We start from the raw sequence: 15,119 nt of genomic DNA, 5'->3' as shown, positions 1-15,119 counted from the left end.
GTGTCAGCGCGGCGTCAGCCGAAGCGTGCGAAGGGGGGCGGTTCCCTGCAGGGCCGTGGCGGTAACGCGGGCGGAAAGTCGATAGCGTGCCAGAAAACGATCGACCTCCGGCCAGAGGCGGCGTGCGTAGAACGAAGTGCCGGGCGCAATGGTCCAGCCCTCCCAGAAGGCCGGGGCCGGACGCTCCTGAAGCAGCGGCGAATAGCCCCACCGGATGGTGGACGGATGGCCTTCGCCGGGGAGCACCAGCGGTGCATACCGCGTAGCGGCCGGTAGATCTGGCAGGTGAGACCAGATCGGGAAGGCCAGTCGGCGCGGATGCGTGCGCTCCCAGCGCCACAGGTTGAGGTCCGGACCCAGACGATGCGCCAGCGTATCGACGGCTTCCCGGAACGTGGCAGCTAACAGCCGCGCGTGGATGATGCGCAGCGAATCCGGAAGCTCCCGGAGGGCCGACGTGCCGCCACGCTGCCGGTATCGAAAGAGCCAGTGATCGAAAATCGTGGCCCCGATGCTGGCGGCGTCGTAGGCGGCGTTCCAGTTGCGCAGCAGCGTGTAGGCCTCGCGGGTCAGCGAGTCGGGAGGCGCCAGCGTGTCGAGCGCCGGCAGCAACGCGGCCAGTTGCTCCTGTGCCCAGGTACTGACGGCATCGTCCGGCGGAGTCGTGGAAGGAGGGAGCGTGCGAAGGCGCCGGGCGATCCACCGGTGCCAGTCGGTCTGTCCGATCAGCACGCCTTCGCCCAGTGGTTCGACAACCGGCGGTTGCCCCAGCAGCCGATAACTCTCATCGGTCAGCAGCAGCCCGTCGCCCGCAAAGAGCCGGAACGCCGCTACGCTGTCGGTAAGCAATGCCAGCCAGGCCGGCAGGTCGCTGACGGGAGCCAGACCGACCCATCGTAGCAGGCGAACGGTGTCCGGGGCGACTTCGGTCAGTACCAGGGCATCATCGGCCAATTCGCGGCGGAGCAGACGCTCGTCGCCATCGGGCAGCCGAAAGCGTGCATAGATGGATTGCAGCGCAAGCGCGTTGCGAGGGCGCACCTCCAGCGTGGGGGGCTGGACGCGCGGCAGCAGATACCAGGCCTGGCGGTTAGTCTGTCCGGCCGGGAAGAGCAGCGTACCCGGGACGGTCACTAGGCGAAGCGTGTCGTCGGGCAGCGTGATCAGCACTTCCTGAAAGAAGGGCAGCGCCAGGTCGCCGTAGACGTAGCGCATAAAGAGCAGCCGGGCGCCGTCAGGGGTCGGACGTACCCAGGCCAGGCTGTGCCGGAAGCCGTACAGGTGAAGCCAGGCGCGCAGGGCCGAGAGCTCGGGAAGTGCCGCGTCGAGCGTATCCGGCAGCATCAGCAGGGCCAGCAGCCGCTCGACGGCCAGGCTGTGCCAGGGCTCCCAGGGAGCCACAGGGATTTGTAACAGGGTCAGCTCGTCGCGAAGGCGAACGGCGCGTTCCTGCAGGGCGGTCTGCAGGCCCCGGGCATAGCCGTCCAGCAGCGCCTGCGTATGCTGGGGCAGGTGCTCGTAGGCAGCACGGGCCTGCTCGGGCACGAGCAGTGCATGGATCAGGCTGTCGAGCGGGACGGGCAGGGCGCCGAACCATTCGGCCTGACGTCCCAGTGCCGCCTGTCGCCAGAGCAGGAGTGGCCACCCATTCCGGAGGCCGTGCACGTAGCCCAGTGCCGCCAGCGCGTCGTTGAGGTTTGCAGCACGGATGGCCACAAGGTGACCGGGAAGTTCATCGATCACGACGGCCGCCTGCAGGCCGGAGACGGCGCGGTGCGCCGGAGGGGTCTCGACTTCTCGAACGAGGTATCGGTAACCGCCCACCAGAAGCAGCAGGCCCGCGAGGATGATGGCAATCAGGAGCAGGGGACGCTTCATGGCTGAACGGATTGGCGGCGTTGTCGGAGCCAGGCGAGCAGCTCGTCCAGATCGCGGGCATTCAGGCAGGCGTCGGACGTGAGCCAGCCTTTGCGGGCGGCGGCCACGCCCCAGCGCACGTGGTCCAGTTCGTCGATGGCGTGGGCGTCCGGGTTGATCACGATGGGCACGCCGGCGGCCGTGGCATCGCGAACGCGCCGCCAGTCGATGTCGAGCCGGTGCGGGTTGGCGTTCAGTTCGATAGCGACCCGATAGGTGGCACAGGCGTCGATGATGCGAGGCCAGTCCAGCGGGTAGCCCTCGCGTCGCAGCAGCAAGCGGCCGGTCGGATGGCCCAGAATCGTGACATACGGATTGCGCAGGGCGCGCAGGATACGCTCGGTGGCCGTTTTTTCGTCCATGTCCAGCCGGGTGTGCACGCTGGCCACCACATAATCGAAGCCGGCCAGCACGTCGTCGGGGTAGTCCGGCGATCCGTCGGGCAGGATGTCGCACTCGGTACCGCTCAGGATCCGAAAGCCCCGCGCGGCGAACTGTTCGTTCAGCGCCCGGATCTCTTCCTGCTGACGGCGCACTTCGGCAATCGAAAGACCACGGGCGATGGTGAGCGACTGGCTGTGGTCTCCTGTGCCGAAATAGCGGAAGCCCCGACTGCAGGCGGCTTCGGCCATTTCGCGGAGGGTGTTACGGCCGTCGCTGTAGGTGGAATGGTTGTGCAGCACACCCCGGAGGTCTTTCAGTTCGATCAACGCGGGCAGCGCATGGTAGGCCGCTGCTTCCAGTTCCCCGCGATCTTCGCGCAGTTCGGGCGGGATGAAAGGCAGACCTACCCGTTCGTAGATGGAGGTTTCCTCCGGGCAGGGCTCCGGTGCCCCGTAGGTTCGGACGAACGTCCGGCAGTGGGCTTCCGAGCCGGTGTGCCACCAGAGCACGGTGCCGAAGGCGTCCGGCGTGGTCACCGCCACCCGGACGGGGAAACCGTCCGGCAGTGTCCCTTCGAGCAGCGTTTCGCCGTGGGGGCCGGGCTGTTGCTGAAGCTGCGGAAGTACCTGCTGCACGGCTTCCGGCGATCCGGCCACGACCAGTTCCACGCGATCCACCACCTCCATCAGACGCCGGACGGCCCCGGCCAGCTCGACGCGAATCACACCGGGCTGCTGCTGCAGCCTTTCACGGAGCGCCTCGGCTTCGGGTAGTATCTGGGCCAGCAGTCGGAGCGAACGGTAACGCCGGCGCAGCGTCAGTTCATGCAACAGCCGTTCACGCAGACGCGGGCCGAAGCCTCTGAGTTGATTCAAACGACCGTCGCGCAATGCTGCCTCCAGGTCGTCCAGTGAAGTAATGCCCAGCGTCTGCCAGAGCTGGCGCACGCGCTGAGGACCCAGGCCTTTCAGCGTGAGCAACTCCGGAAGCCCTGGCGGTAGTTCTTTCCGGAGGCGCTCCAGCACCTCCGACGTGCCCCGTTCAACCAGCTCCTGAATCTGCGCGGCCAGGCCACGGCCGATGCCGGGCACCTCGGTGAGCGTGCCCTGGCGCACCCGCTCGGCGACGGGTTCGTCCAGCTGCTCAATGGCTTCGGCGGCCTGCTCATAGGCCCGCACGCGAAATGGATTTTCACCGCGAAGCGCCAGCAGGCGGGCCGTCTCACGCAGCAGGCGGGCAACGTCTCGATTTTCCATCGGCACCGAACGGCTTGCGTCCACAAGTTACGGCAGGCCGTTCAAAAGAAAAACGGATCCTGCGATGCAGGGCAGGGTAAGAGCCCTCGTGCATTAACCATCCGAACCGCCGCGCGTTTGTTCATGCGTCGAAGCTGGCCTTACGGCCTGGCCCTGTTGCTGGTGGGCGTTGTGCTTGGATTTCAGATCGGCGCCGTTGTATCTGGAGACCCGGCCCGACGGGCGCTTCGTAAGCTGCAGGAAGCCTTTCTAATCGTGCAGCAACGCTACGTGGATCCCGTCGACTCGGCCCGGCTGACGGAAAGCGCCCTCGAAGGAATGCTGTCGCTGTTGGATCCGCATTCCGTTTACATCCCGGCTGACGAAATGCGTCGGGTGCAGGAAAGCTTCGAGGGGGCCTTCGAGGGCATCGGCATCGCCTATGAGCTGCTGCCGGGACCGAACGGGCAGGACACGATCGCCGTGCAGAGCGTCATCCCCGGCGGGCCCAGCGAAAAAGCCGGATTGCTGGCCGGCGATCGGATTGTGGCGATCAACGATTCGAGTGCCATCGGCTTTACGCACGAGCAGGTGCAGCGGACGCTCAAAGGACCGCGTGGGACGCAGGTGCGTGTGACGGTGCGGCGTCCGGGTGTGCCTGAGCTGCTGGAATTCACGATCACGCGCGATCGTATTCCGCTCTATACGGTCGATGCCGCCTATATGCTGGACGAGCGAACGGGCTACCTCAAGCTCAATCGGTTTGCGCGCACGACTTACCGGGAATTTGTGCAGGCGCTGCGACAGCTCCGGCAACAGGGCCTGGAGCGGCTGGTGCTGGACCTGCGCGACAACAGCGGGGGCTATCTGGAAGTGGCCGTGCAGGTGGCCGACGAGCTGCTGGGCGGCCGGCAGCTCATTGTGCGCCAGGAGGGAAGGCGTCCGGAGTACCGGGCCGCTTGGTATTCGCATCCGGGAGGGCTTTTCGAGACCGGCCCGTTGATCGTGCTGGTCAATGAAAACACGGCTTCGGCCAGTGAGATCGTGGCCGGAGCGCTGCAGGATCACGACCGGGCGCTGATCGTGGGACGTCGTACCTTTGGAAAAGGGCTGGTGCAGCAGCAGATCACGCTGGCCGACGGTAGCGCCCTGCGGCTGACCGTAGCCCGCTTCTACACGCCGTCGGGACGACTGATTCAGACGCCTTACCATCAGGGAAGTCGCCGGGACTACTACGCCGAACACTGGCGCCGGGCAGCGCGCGATGTGACCCGTCCTGTTGAAGAGATTCTGGCCGAGGTGCCCGACTCGCTTCGCTACTACACGGACGGAGGGCGGCTCGTCTTCGGCGGGGGCGGCATTCTGCCGGATTATCTCGTGCCGCCGGACACGCTCTCGCCGCTGGTACAGGCCATCCTGCGGCGCAATCTGGATCAGCGCTTCGTCTGGCGCTGGTTCGATCAGCACGGTGGCGACCTGCGTGTCCAGTGGGAGCATCGAGAAGAAAGTTTTGTGAAAGATTACCAACCGGATTCCACCGTGCAGCAGGCTTTTCGTGAGTTTTTGGAAGAAAACGGGTTCCGCTTCGAAGCAGGGAGTGAAGAACCGGCCGCGCTGCGTTTTCCCGAAGAGCGCTGGCAGGCCGACTGGCATGTGCTGAGCACGTTGTTGAAGGCCCAGCTTGCCGTTCGGCTGTTGGGGCCGCGGGCACGCTATCCGGTCTATCAGGCGATAGATTCTATGTTGCAGGAGGCACTGCGTCTGTGGAAGCCGGCCGAAGAGCTGGCGCAGCGTTACCGGGAACGTTTACGAAAAGGCCGGGATTGACTCTTGGGAAGAAATTCGGTAATATGGGGCGGGTTACGTGCTAGGGATGTGAATCCCTGGCAATGCTTACAGAAGAAGGAGTAAAGCACCAACCAGAAGGAGGAAACCGTCCATGGAACTGCTGCTGAGCCTGCTGCTGATGCTGCCTCAGGCCTCTACTGCAGAGGAAGGGTTCATTAACGTCCTGGTCCAGCGCTTCAATGAAGGCGGCGAATTCATGTGGCCGGTCCTGATCTCGCTCATCATCGGTCTGGCCATCGCCTTCGAGCGCATCATTACGCTGAACCTGGCCGACATCAACACGCGCAAGTTCATTCTTCAGGTGAAGAAAGCGCTGGAAGAGGGCGGCATTCAGGCGGCCGAAGAGATCTGCGCCAAGACGCGCGGACCGGTGGCTTCGGTCTTCCAGGCCGGATTGCTGCGCGCTGACGAAGGCATCGAAGCCGTCGAGAAGGCGATCGTGTCCTATGGGTCGATCGAGATGAGCTTCCTGGAGCGCGGGCTGGTGTGGCTGTCGCTGTTCATCTCGCTGGCCCCGATGTTCGGCTTCCTCGGTACGGTCGTCGGTATGGTGCAGGCCTTCGACGCCATCGAACAGGCTGGTGACATTTCGCCCAGCCTGGTGGCCGGCGGTATCAAGGTGGCCCTGCTTACCACGGTCTTCGGTCTGATCACGGCCATTATCCTGCAATTCTTCTACAACTACGCGGTTTCGAAGATTGACCGCATCGTGGTGGACATGGAAGAGGCGTCGATCGAACTGATCGACTCGCTGGTGCTGATGCAGGCCGGGCGTCCGCTGACCGCGGCCGAGAAGGCAGAAGCGTCCAAGCAGTCGTAAGCCTGAGCGGAACTTTTTTAAAGAAAAAGCGAACCTGCAGACATGGAAGGCATTGTTCCTCTGGCCATCTGGGCGGCTCTGATCCTGCTGGGTCTGGGGCTGGTAGCCCAGGTGATTTTTGGCCTGCGCAACCTGACCTACGGCAAGATCAGCCCGATTTCAATGTTGATCGTTGTGTTGCCTGTGCTGCTTATGGTAGTGCTGGGCTTCACGATGGGTAGCTGGGCGCAGGCCGGGGTAATCACCGTACTGGTGATGTTTGCCCTGACTGCTATTGCCCTGCTGCTTTCGGGGCTGCGGAACATGTTCAGCTTTTAAATCGGACGTGAGGTTATGGCCGGGCTGCTGAAAAAGAAAAAGCGCCAGGAGGCCGAAATTCCTACGGCTTCCATGGCCGACATTGCGTTCCTGTTGCTGATCTTCTTCCTGGTAACCACGACGATCGACGTGGATACGGGGATCGGCATGACGCTGCCGCCCAAGCTGGAAGAAGATCAAGAGCCGCCTCCGGTGCGGGAACGCAATATGCTCAAAATCCTGGTCAATGCCCAGGGGCAGGTGCTGATCGAAGACAAACTGGCTTCGATCCAGCAGATCCGCGAAGAGGTCAAAAAGCACATTACCAACAACGGCGTCGATCCGAATTACGCTGAAAGTCCGCAGAAGGCCGTCGTTTCGATCAAGACGGACTGCGAGACTTCCTACAACACCTACATCCAGGTGCTCGATGAGGTCTGGATGGCCTACTTCGAGCTCTGGGATGCCGAAGCGCGGAAACTGGGCTATCCGAACTATAATGCCTACCGGGCTACGCTGGGACCGGATGACGAGAACGAGATTCGTAAGATCATTCCGGCCCAGATCTCGGTAGCAGAACCTGATTGCTAAGCATTGGTCAAAGACAATGGCTTCGCAGCACTTTAAAAAGAAGGCGGAAACCAAGCAGGGAATTCCCACCGCTTCGCTCCCGGACATTATCTTCATGCTGCTGATCTTCTTCATGGTCAGTACCGTGCTCCGGGAGACAACTATACAGGTGCGGACGATATTGCCGCGGGCCGAGGCGCTGACCAAGATAGACCAGAAGCGCCTGCTCTCCTACATTTATATCGGTCCGCACAAAAAACCCGATGGACGGTTGGGTGAAACGCGGGTCCAGATCGATGACGCGTTGATCGACGATCTCACGTTGATCCGCACGATCATGTACAACAAGCTGCTGGAGCAGCCCAAGCTGATCGTGTCGCTGCGCATCGATCAGGACGCCAAAATGAAGCTGGTTTACGACGTGCAGCAGGAGCTTCGAGAAGCCAACACGTTACGCATCAATTACTCGGCCCGGCCCGAAGCGCCCTCGTCGTGACATGCCTGTACCTGCTCTGTCTGGATAAAAAAGCCCTGCTTCGGCGGGGCTTTTGTGTGAAAAGACGGCCTATGATTCAGCGCATTCAGTCGGTTTATCTCTTGCTGGCCGGGTTGGTGCTGTTCTGGTTAGGACTGGCACCTGAACCCTGGCACCTGTTGACAACAGCACCGTATGCCTGGATCGGCACGGTGGCACGCGGGCTGGCCGTGCTGCTGGCGATCGGGGCGGTGGTCATCATCTTTCAATATCGCCGATTGGAGCGCCAGCGGACACTGGTGGTCTTTGAACAGGTGGGCGTGCTGCTGATGGCTGCAGCGTACCTGGGGGGGCTGTATCTGAGCGGTACGCTGAACGTGCGCTCAGAGAGCGGCATCCTGTGGGACCGTGTGCTCTGGATCGGCCTGCCCGTGCTGGCTTATCTGCTACTCTGGCTGGCGCGTCGGGGCATTGAACGTGACATTGCGTTGATCCGGTCGATGGATCGGCTGCGCTAACCGGGCAAAGTGCCGCATGACCGGCCGACAAATACCGTTTCACGTCTATCCGATTCTTGCCCTGGGGCTGGTTAGTTTTTCGTTCAGCCCGATCCTGGTGCGATGGGCCAGTGAAGAAGCCCCGGGGCTGGCAATTGCGTTCTGGCGTACGCTGCTGGCCGTCGTCATGCTGGCGCCGTTTGCTTTCCCTAAGTTACGTGTTAATCGCCTCTCACGGCGCGAGGCCGGACTGACGCTGCTGGCCGGAATTTTTCTGGGGCTGCATTTCGTCGTATGGATCTTATCGCTCTTCTATACCTCGGTGGCGAGTGCCTCGGTGCTGGTGTGTCTGAGTCCGGTCTTCCTGGCGGCACTGGGGTTCTGGTGGCTGGGGGAGCGCCTGGCCCTGCCCGTGGTAGCGGCGATCGGGCTGGCCGTCGTGGGCGCTGCGCTTATCGGCTGGGGCGATCATACCGGTCTGGACACCGGCCCGCAGCCTCTGCTGGGCAACGCGCTGGCACTTGGCGGGGCGCTGCTGGTCAGTCTGTATCTGCTCATTGGCCGGGTCGTTCGTCAGCGCACCTCCTGGCTGGCCTACGTCTTCCCACTCTATCTGGTGGCGGCATTGACGGCTTTCGTGCCGGCGCTGCTGCTGGACATCCCGCTCTGGGGCTACAGCCCGCGCTTCTATGCGCTCTGTGCGCTGATGGCGCTGGGGCCGCAGATCCTCGGACATGGCTCCTTCAACTACAGCGTGAAGTACATTTCGGCCGCCTGGCTGGGCCTGCTCTCGCTGCTGGAGCCGGTCGGGGCTTCATTGATGGCCTACCTGCTGTTCGGGGAGGTGCCGCCTGCCCTCTCGGTCGTGGGAATGGTGCTGGTACTGGTGGCCGTGGCCTTTGCCGGGCAGTACGAGCAGTGGGCAGCGCGCCGTCGGCTTACGCCCGCCGCCATGGATTGAGAAAGCGTCGCGCGGGCAACTCCCGAAAACGCCGCCGACGAAGCAGGAAATAATCCAGCGCAATGCTACCCCGATAGGGAGGAAGCACGGCGGCTTCGCCGTTCATCGGGCGCTGATCCCGGTAGAGGTGGCGCATGCGATGGGCATCCCGGTACGCCCGCACGACGGCGGCTGCATCCCTCCATTTGCCCAGCAATACAAAACGGAGAAAAGCCAGCACATCGAGCGCCACACGGACGGGAAACGTACGCCGCCACGCTGCCGGAGGCAGGTTTTTGTACAGTAGCAGCAGGCTGTTGCGGAAGTTGTAGTACGTTTTTCTGGAATCGTGACGGGGAAGGGAGCTGCCGCCCAGGTGATAGACGACGCTTTCCGGCACCAGCTCGATGCGATAACCCGCTCGCTGGAGCCGCCAGCACAGGTCGATCTCTTCCATGTGCAGCACGAAGTGCTCGTCGAGCAACCCCACCCGGTCCAGTGCTTCCCGGCGGAGCATGATGGCGGCGCCGGTAGCCCAGAAAATGGGGCCGGGGTCGTCGTACTGTCCTTCGTCGGGCTCGACGGTGTCGAAAATGCGGCCGCGCGTGAACGGGTACCCAAACCGGTCCAGAAAGCCACCGGCCGCTCCGGCATATTCGAAGTGAGTGCGCTGATGGTACTGGCGCAGCTTGGGCTGTACGGCGCCGATCGTCGGGTCGGCTTCCATGCGGCGTACCAGGGGCCAGAGCCACTCAGGCGGCACCTCCACGTCGTTGTTGAGCAGCACGACGTACTGACCCCGGGCGTGTGGAATCGCCGCGTTGTTGCCCCGGCAGAAGGCCCAGTTTTCCGGATGCCGGACGATGCGAACCTCCGGAAACGTGGTGGCCACCCATGCGGCCGAGCCGTCCGTGGAGCCGTTGTCGGCCAGGATGATCTCCAGATTCGGATAGTCGGTGGCCACTACCGACGGCAGGCACCGCTCCAGTAGATGCCGCGCGTTCCACGAAACGATGATGACGGAAACGGAAGGGGCCGACTGCATCTTGGCTGCACTTCATGCGGACGCGAACATTATACCGACGGTCGGCGCGCAGGTTTGTAATGGGGCGGGCCGTCTGTTGCGAGCGGTACGCCTCGGGATTGCGGTGAGGGCAAAGTGTTCCGGGAAAAGTTGACCAGAACGCATGACGGCGGCCGCCATCCGGACCGCCGTCGGGTTAAAACCTTTCCGGATTCGATCGCGCCCGCCTGAACTCGGAGCCTTCCGGTATTGAGGACGATCGAGGCCCGCCACCGGTCCACTATGCTGCAGGGGCAGTAGGGTCGGTGGACCGGAAGGCGCCTAAAGTCGTCGGGCCAGCGCGATGATGGTAAGCGTGCTGGCGGCGATCGAGGCGATGTCGGTCAGCGTTTTGCCGATGTCGAACGTCACCTGACGCTTTTCTTCGGGCGGTTTGCGCACGACTTCGATGATGGCGCCTTCGTCCACCACCGGATCGCGCTGGAACCAGCCCTTCAGCCCCAGATAGACCGGATAGGTACCGCCGTCGGCCTGGGTGACCAGGATGACTTTCGAGTCTTCGTCCAGGCCACCGGCCCGTTCGAGGTAATAGCCCACGCGTCGGCCGGGGACATACTTCACCAGACCCGGACGCCGCACATTGCCGCGTACCACCACGGTGCCGGGCCTGGGCGGCACACGGATTTCGTCGCCCGGCAGCAGGATGACGTTATGGCGGGGATCCCGCCGAAGGGCCCGCTCCATGTCGATCACCACGGGCAGGCCGCCGCGGATCAGGCGGGCCCCTTTCAGGTAGCCTGTAGGCCGCACGCCACCGGCCCGCTGCAGCACATCGGCCAGCGTTTCGTTTTCACGCAGGATCGTGTAGGTGCCCGGATACCAGACTTCGCCCGCGACGGTCACGGTCTGCTGCGGCCGGAAGGCAGGATTGCTGCGGATGTAGACGCGGTCGCGGTGCTGCAACCGGAACGTCCGCGCTCCGCGCAGCGCCCGGGCCGTATCGTCCAGCGCGAACGAGACGGCCTCCACGTCGTCGATATCCTCGGCCATGGGCACCTCGATGCGCACGGCCAGCTGCTCGAACTGCTCCGGATCGGCCCCTTTCGGCAGACGTGTCACCTCGGCCCAGTCCAGCAGCGCATCTTCCGTAAAGCCGCCGGCCCTCAGGATCAGGTCCTCCAGCGTCATGTTCTCCTGCCAGCGGTACTGTCCCGGATTTTTGACGGCACCGCTGATCGTGACGAACTTCTCCCGGATTTCCTGCACGTCGACCGGATAGATGCGGATGCGGTCGCCCGGCTGCAGCAGCGCCCGTCCGGCCCCTTCGTTACGCAGCGCCTCGGCCAGATTGAAGGGGATGATGATCTCCTCCGTGCCGTGCTCGGCCTTGCGAATCAGGTCGGCACGTTCCAGATAGACCTCCTTGCGAAATTCTTCGTCGAAGAGGCCCCCGCCCAGGAAGAGCAGGTCATAGACCGTCATGCTGTCGCGTAACGCATAACTCCCTGGTTTGCGCACCTTACCCTCAATTGTTACAGTACGCGGTACATTAATATCCAGCTCTGAGTAGACACGAATACGATCGCCGGGTTGAAGCGCCAGGTTGTGTTCAGGATCACCCAGCAGAATACGCGACAGGTCCAACGTGACCATTTTTTCCAAGAGGGCCAGGTCGTCTGGATCACCAACGGTAACTGGCACCGAAGGCGGTCGCTCGGCCGGATTCTGTTTGAAGCGCACGAGCTGGACGCGGCCTTCGTAGACGTCGCTGGTCACCCCGCCGGCCCGTTCGATCAGGTCACGGATCGTGCGTACCTGCATGGTGATTTCGTAGAGGCCCGGGTGCACGACGGCCCCGCTGATGTAGACGCCGTTGCGGCTCACGTCGAGCACCGAGAGCACCTCGACACGATCCCCGTCGTAGAGCGGCACCTGCCGTGAGCCGTCCAGCACCCCGTCGAGCGGCACGGTGATCACCTCGCGCACCACCGAGGGGTCCTGTCGCTGCTCGAAGGGGATGATGCGCTCGATGCGGACGTAGCGGGTGAAGGCCTCGGGTTTGAGTCCGGCCGCAAACTGGATCAGCTCCCGTAGTCCTTCATTTTCCTTCAGTTCGTAGATAGCCGGGCGGCGCACCTGGCCGCGGATGGCCACCGTCTTGCCGCGCGGTGGCACGAAGAGCTGGTCGTTGTTCTGAAGACGCACGTCCTCGCGTCCCTCGCCGCGCAGCAGGTAGTCGTAAAGGTCCACGCGAGCCAGTACCCGGCCGCCACGCACCACGCGCACGTCGCGGAGTGAACCGCTGAGCTTCGGCCCCCCGACGGCGTAGAGCGCCTGAAAGACCGTCGACTGGCTGGCGATCACGTAGCCGCCGGGCTGCTTCACCTCGCCCAGCGCATAGATGTAGACCGGTTGCAGGCGCGCGACGGTCAGGTCCATGAAGACCGTGGGCGGGTCCTCCAGCAACCCGGCATAGCTGCGGGCCAGCCAGCGTTTGAGTTCCTCGCGCAGGACGTCGAGCCGTTTGCCGGCCACCGTGAACTGCCCGACACTGGGCACGAAGATGCGGCCCTCGCGGTCGACGGTCAGATCGTAGGCGAACTCCGTGGCGCCCCAGACCATCAGACGCAGTTCGTCGCCGGGACCCACCAGGTACTGGTCGTCGACCGGTCCCAGCTGGTTGGGTTTAAAGGCATCGGGGACGTTCTCGAAAACGTCGTAGCCGAAGTAGGGGAGCGAATCAGAAGGAGCCTGTGCCTTGCGCTGTCGGAGCGAGTCGCGTCGCAGCCGCAGCGAGTCCACCAGTGCCTGCAGTGTATCGAGCGCCAGCGTGTCCTGAAAGCTCACCGGATAGACGCCGGGCGTGAGAATGCGGGGAAGCTGTGGCGCCTGCTCCTGCTGGACGGCGCGCAGCATGGCCTGAATCTGACTCTCGGGAATACCCAGCTCTCGGGCGCGCCGGGCGGCCTGCTCGGGATTCGACAGGTCGATGCCCAGGCGTTCGGCTTCCCGCCGGGCCTCCTCGACGGTCATGCCCCGCCGCCGTATCTCCTCCTGAACGGGCTGTGGAATCTCCTGGGCATGAACGACAGAAGGCAGAAGCCACAGAACCAGCCAGAGCACTGCTCCGGCCAGCGGTAACCGACGCTGACGTTTCTGACGCATGATATCCGCTGCAACTCGCTGGATAGGGACACTCACGATTGCTTCAGGAATAACTTTGCCGTAAAGGGCCTGACAAGATACGGACCATCCCGCTGCAACAGTCCGTCAGATCGGGTTTAAAGATACAAATTCAAACAGGACGCCGTACATCTTCACCAAAATCCTGCGAAGCACGTCGCCGCTGTGGAAAAAAATGCACCGGAACAAATTGCCGCATTCGAGAGGCCCGTAACAAAAATGGGAGACCGAAGCGGTCTCCCGTCAGAGTAATGGCTTTGAGCTACTTTGTTCATCCCTTGAAGGTATGCACCCGGCCAAACAGGTCCTGTGTGCCCCAGATGCCACTACGCAGGCATTCGAGCTGGACGATCTGGCTGTGGTCCACGAACAGGTTGACCTCGGGGCCGTAGTTTTTGATATACCAGGCGAATACGCGCGGGTCGGCCGCTTCGAACATGAGTTTTTCCAGCCCCAGTTCGTTGATGAAGCGGGCCACAACGTCCGTGCGCCAGGTCTTGACGTTTTCGGTGATGCCTTCCGACTCCACCATGATCATGTAGGCGCCGGCTTCCAGGAAGCGTCGTGCCAGCTGGATGGCCCAGGACGGATCCTGCACGCCTTCGGCTTCAAGGAGCTCGGCGGGCGTATCGCCCCCTGCGCCGAATTGAATGCCCACTTCGGGCTTTGCCTTCAGCCCGGCCTTCTGCACCGCTTCGATCAGGCGCAGCCAGTCGTCGGCCGGAATGGTGATAAAGCCCGTGGAAATTTCGATAATATCGAAGCCCAGCTCTTTGCATTCCTGGATGTAGCGATGAACGGCTTCGGGCCCCTGCGTCACCACGTATTCGATGAAGCCCCCTGTGGAAACCAGCACATCGTACTGGTGGCAGAGGTCGATGATTTCCCGAAGCACCCGACGCGGCATGAGCGTGAACGATCCGCCCGCGAATTTGAGCGAATCGATGTAGGCCCCCATCGTCTCGAGCACATCTTTCAGATAGTTGGGGCCCATTACCGAGTAGTAGGGGCCACGGATTTCGGTCAGCCCGCGCGTGCGCGGCTTAGGCTCGCGCGCGTTCATCCGGAGAAACTGAAAAGCGCGTTCCATCTCGCGGGTCGATTTTCTGCGTAGCATAGCTTGCGCTGTGTTTTCATTGCTGCAACGAAATGCCGTGTTGTTGTTAAAAAGGAAAGTCCGATCAGTTTCCGGCAATCCAGAACAAATAACCGACGCGTTGCACAATGGGCAAGAAGCCGATCGGTCGGCTGCATGTGCTCACGGACTTTTACTTCCAGCAGCGTTACGGCCATGCCGAGCTGGCCCGCCTGGTGATTGCCGGCGGGGCCGACACCGTGCAGTTTCGCCAGAAGTTCGGCGGCATCCGGCACAAGCTGCACGAGGCCCGACGCACGGCCGCCGTGTGCAAGGAAGCTGGCGTGCCGCTCATTATCGACGACCATATCGACATCGCGCTGGCCGTAGAAGCCGATGGCGTCCATCTGGGGCAGGAAGATTTTCCCGTCGCCGAAGCCCGGCGCATTCTGGGTCCGGACTTCATCATCGGCGCCACGGCTACGACGGTCGAACAGGCGGTGGAAGCCTGGCAGGCCGGCGCCGACTACATCGGCTTCGGACCGGTTTTTCCCACGGCTTCGAAGGCCAACCCGGCTTCGGTGAAGGGTATCGAAGGACTTCGGCAGGTCTGCGAGGCCATACCCATCCCCGTGATCGCCATTGCCGGCATCACCGTGCAGCGGGTGCGTCCGGTGCTGGAGGCCGGTGCCTACGGGGTGGCCGTGATGACCGCCATCACGACCGCGCCCGATCCGCTGGCGGCCACCGCCCAGTTTCGCCTGGAGATCGAATCGGTGCTGCGCACGCTCCCGGAAACGCCCCGAACATGAACGGCCCTCGGGCGTTAAGGATGGGCTTTTTTGCAGACCAGA

The 15,119-nt window shown here is 62.9% G+C and carries 13 protein-coding genes; 8 read left to right on the top strand and 5 right to left on the bottom strand.

Annotated elements, in window-relative coordinates; genetic code table 11:
- Window positions 1-3 precede the first annotated feature (3 nt).
- The gene (locus GYH26_RS09505) at window positions 4-1,878 is read right to left on the bottom strand and encodes a penicillin acylase family protein (protein ID WP_161541446.1); all 1,875 of its coding nucleotides are present in this window, start codon (window positions 1,876-1,878) and stop codon (window positions 4-6) included.
- Window positions 1,875-3,557: a DNA polymerase/3'-5' exonuclease PolX gene (gene polX / locus GYH26_RS09500; RefSeq protein WP_161541445.1), complete on the bottom strand. Its 1,683-nt coding sequence runs from the start codon at window positions 3,555-3,557 to the stop codon at window positions 1,875-1,877. The genes GYH26_RS09505 and polX overlap by 4 nt, the downstream gene beginning before the upstream one ends.
- Before the next feature lie 123 nt (window positions 3,558-3,680).
- On the opposite strand from polX, the gene GYH26_RS09495 reads away from it, so the two are divergent.
- The 7 genes from GYH26_RS09495 (at window position 3,681) to GYH26_RS09465 (ending at window position 9,004) form a co-directional block, all read left to right on the top strand.
- Window positions 3,681-5,363 (top strand): S41 family peptidase, encoded by a 1,683-nt coding sequence (locus GYH26_RS09495; RefSeq protein WP_161541444.1) that lies wholly within the window; start codon window positions 3,681-3,683, stop codon window positions 5,361-5,363.
- Between the two features lie 112 nt (window positions 5,364-5,475).
- Window positions 5,476-6,204 (top strand): MotA/TolQ/ExbB proton channel family protein, encoded by a 729-nt coding sequence (locus tag GYH26_RS09490; protein WP_161541443.1) that lies wholly within the window; start codon window positions 5,476-5,478, stop codon window positions 6,202-6,204.
- A 42-nt stretch (window positions 6,205-6,246) separates the two neighbouring features.
- Window positions 6,247-6,522: a hypothetical protein gene (locus GYH26_RS09485; RefSeq protein ID WP_161541442.1), complete on the top strand. Its 276-nt coding sequence runs from the start codon at window positions 6,247-6,249 to the stop codon at window positions 6,520-6,522.
- Between the two features lie 15 nt (window positions 6,523-6,537).
- Window positions 6,538-7,092, top strand: coding sequence for an ExbD/TolR family protein (locus GYH26_RS09480; protein WP_161541441.1), 555 nt, complete (start codon window positions 6,538-6,540; stop codon window positions 7,090-7,092).
- A gap of 16 nt (window positions 7,093-7,108) precedes the next feature.
- On the top strand, window positions 7,109-7,567 hold the full coding sequence (locus GYH26_RS09475; protein WP_161541440.1) for an ExbD/TolR family protein: 459 nt from the start codon (window positions 7,109-7,111) through the stop codon (window positions 7,565-7,567).
- A gap of 71 nt (window positions 7,568-7,638) precedes the next feature.
- Window positions 7,639-8,064, top strand: coding sequence for a DUF4293 family protein (locus GYH26_RS09470; RefSeq protein ID WP_161541439.1), 426 nt, complete (start codon window positions 7,639-7,641; stop codon window positions 8,062-8,064).
- 16 nt (window positions 8,065-8,080) lie between these two features.
- Window positions 8,081-9,004 carry a DMT family transporter gene (locus GYH26_RS09465; RefSeq protein ID WP_161541438.1) on the top strand — a complete coding sequence of 308 codons (924 nt, stop codon included), beginning with the start codon at window positions 8,081-8,083 and terminating at the stop codon, window positions 9,002-9,004.
- Here GYH26_RS09465 and GYH26_RS09460 read toward each other — a convergent pair.
- From GYH26_RS09460 to GYH26_RS09450, 3 genes are all read right to left on the bottom strand, one after another.
- Complete coding sequence (locus GYH26_RS09460) at window positions 8,982-10,028, bottom strand: glycosyltransferase family 2 protein (protein ID WP_161541437.1); 1,047 nt, start codon at window positions 10,026-10,028, stop codon at window positions 8,982-8,984. The genes GYH26_RS09465 and GYH26_RS09460 overlap by 23 nt on opposite strands.
- A 300-nt stretch (window positions 10,029-10,328) precedes the next feature.
- A complete protein-coding gene (locus tag GYH26_RS09455) occupies window positions 10,329-13,172 on the bottom strand; it encodes an SLBB domain-containing protein (RefSeq protein WP_161541436.1) in 2,844 nt (947 codons plus the stop codon).
- A gap of 289 nt (window positions 13,173-13,461) precedes the next feature.
- A complete protein-coding gene (locus GYH26_RS09450) occupies window positions 13,462-14,307 on the bottom strand; it encodes a phosphosulfolactate synthase (protein WP_174238080.1) in 846 nt (281 codons plus the stop codon).
- Window positions 14,308-14,414: 107 nt separating this feature from the next.
- Between GYH26_RS09450 and thiE the strand changes: the two genes are divergently transcribed.
- Window positions 14,415-15,077 (top strand): thiamine phosphate synthase, encoded by a 663-nt coding sequence (gene thiE / locus GYH26_RS09445; RefSeq protein ID WP_161541435.1) that lies wholly within the window; start codon window positions 14,415-14,417, stop codon window positions 15,075-15,077.
- Window positions 15,078-15,119: the final 42 nt, after the last annotated feature.

The sequence above is a fragment of the Rhodothermus marinus genome, assembly GCF_009936275.1.
GTDB lineage: Bacteria > Bacteroidota > Rhodothermia > Rhodothermales > Rhodothermaceae > Rhodothermus > Rhodothermus marinus_A.
The sequence above is the reverse complement of the archived record's forward strand: the minus strand, read 5'-3'. Positions and strand labels throughout refer to the sequence as shown.

Coding starts and splice junctions, on each gene's coding strand:
- GYH26_RS09505 (WP_161541446.1), bottom strand. CDS start 1,878: ATGAAGCGTCCCCTGCTCCTGATTGCCATCATCCTCGCGGGCCTGCTG.
- polX (WP_161541445.1), bottom strand. CDS start 3,557: ATGGAAAATCGAGACGTTGCCCGCCTGCTGCGTGAGACGGCCCGCCTG.
- GYH26_RS09495 (WP_161541444.1), top strand. CDS start 3,681: ATGCGTCGAAGCTGGCCTTACGGCCTGGCCCTGTTGCTGGTGGGCGTT.
- GYH26_RS09490 (WP_161541443.1), top strand. CDS start 5,476: ATGGAACTGCTGCTGAGCCTGCTGCTGATGCTGCCTCAGGCCTCTACT.
- GYH26_RS09485 (WP_161541442.1), top strand. CDS start 6,247: ATGGAAGGCATTGTTCCTCTGGCCATCTGGGCGGCTCTGATCCTGCTG.
- GYH26_RS09480 (WP_161541441.1), top strand. CDS start 6,538: ATGGCCGGGCTGCTGAAAAAGAAAAAGCGCCAGGAGGCCGAAATTCCT.
- GYH26_RS09475 (WP_161541440.1), top strand. CDS start 7,109: ATGGCTTCGCAGCACTTTAAAAAGAAGGCGGAAACCAAGCAGGGAATT.
- GYH26_RS09470 (WP_161541439.1), top strand. CDS start 7,639: ATGATTCAGCGCATTCAGTCGGTTTATCTCTTGCTGGCCGGGTTGGTG.
- GYH26_RS09465 (WP_161541438.1), top strand. CDS start 8,081: ATGACCGGCCGACAAATACCGTTTCACGTCTATCCGATTCTTGCCCTG.
- GYH26_RS09460 (WP_161541437.1), bottom strand. CDS start 10,028: ATGCAGTCGGCCCCTTCCGTTTCCGTCATCATCGTTTCGTGGAACGCG.
- GYH26_RS09455 (WP_161541436.1), bottom strand. CDS start 13,172: ATGCGTCAGAAACGTCAGCGTCGGTTACCGCTGGCCGGAGCAGTGCTC.
- GYH26_RS09450 (WP_174238080.1), bottom strand. CDS start 14,307: ATGCTACGCAGAAAATCGACCCGCGAGATGGAACGCGCTTTTCAGTTT.
- thiE (WP_161541435.1), top strand. CDS start 14,415: ATGGGCAAGAAGCCGATCGGTCGGCTGCATGTGCTCACGGACTTTTAC.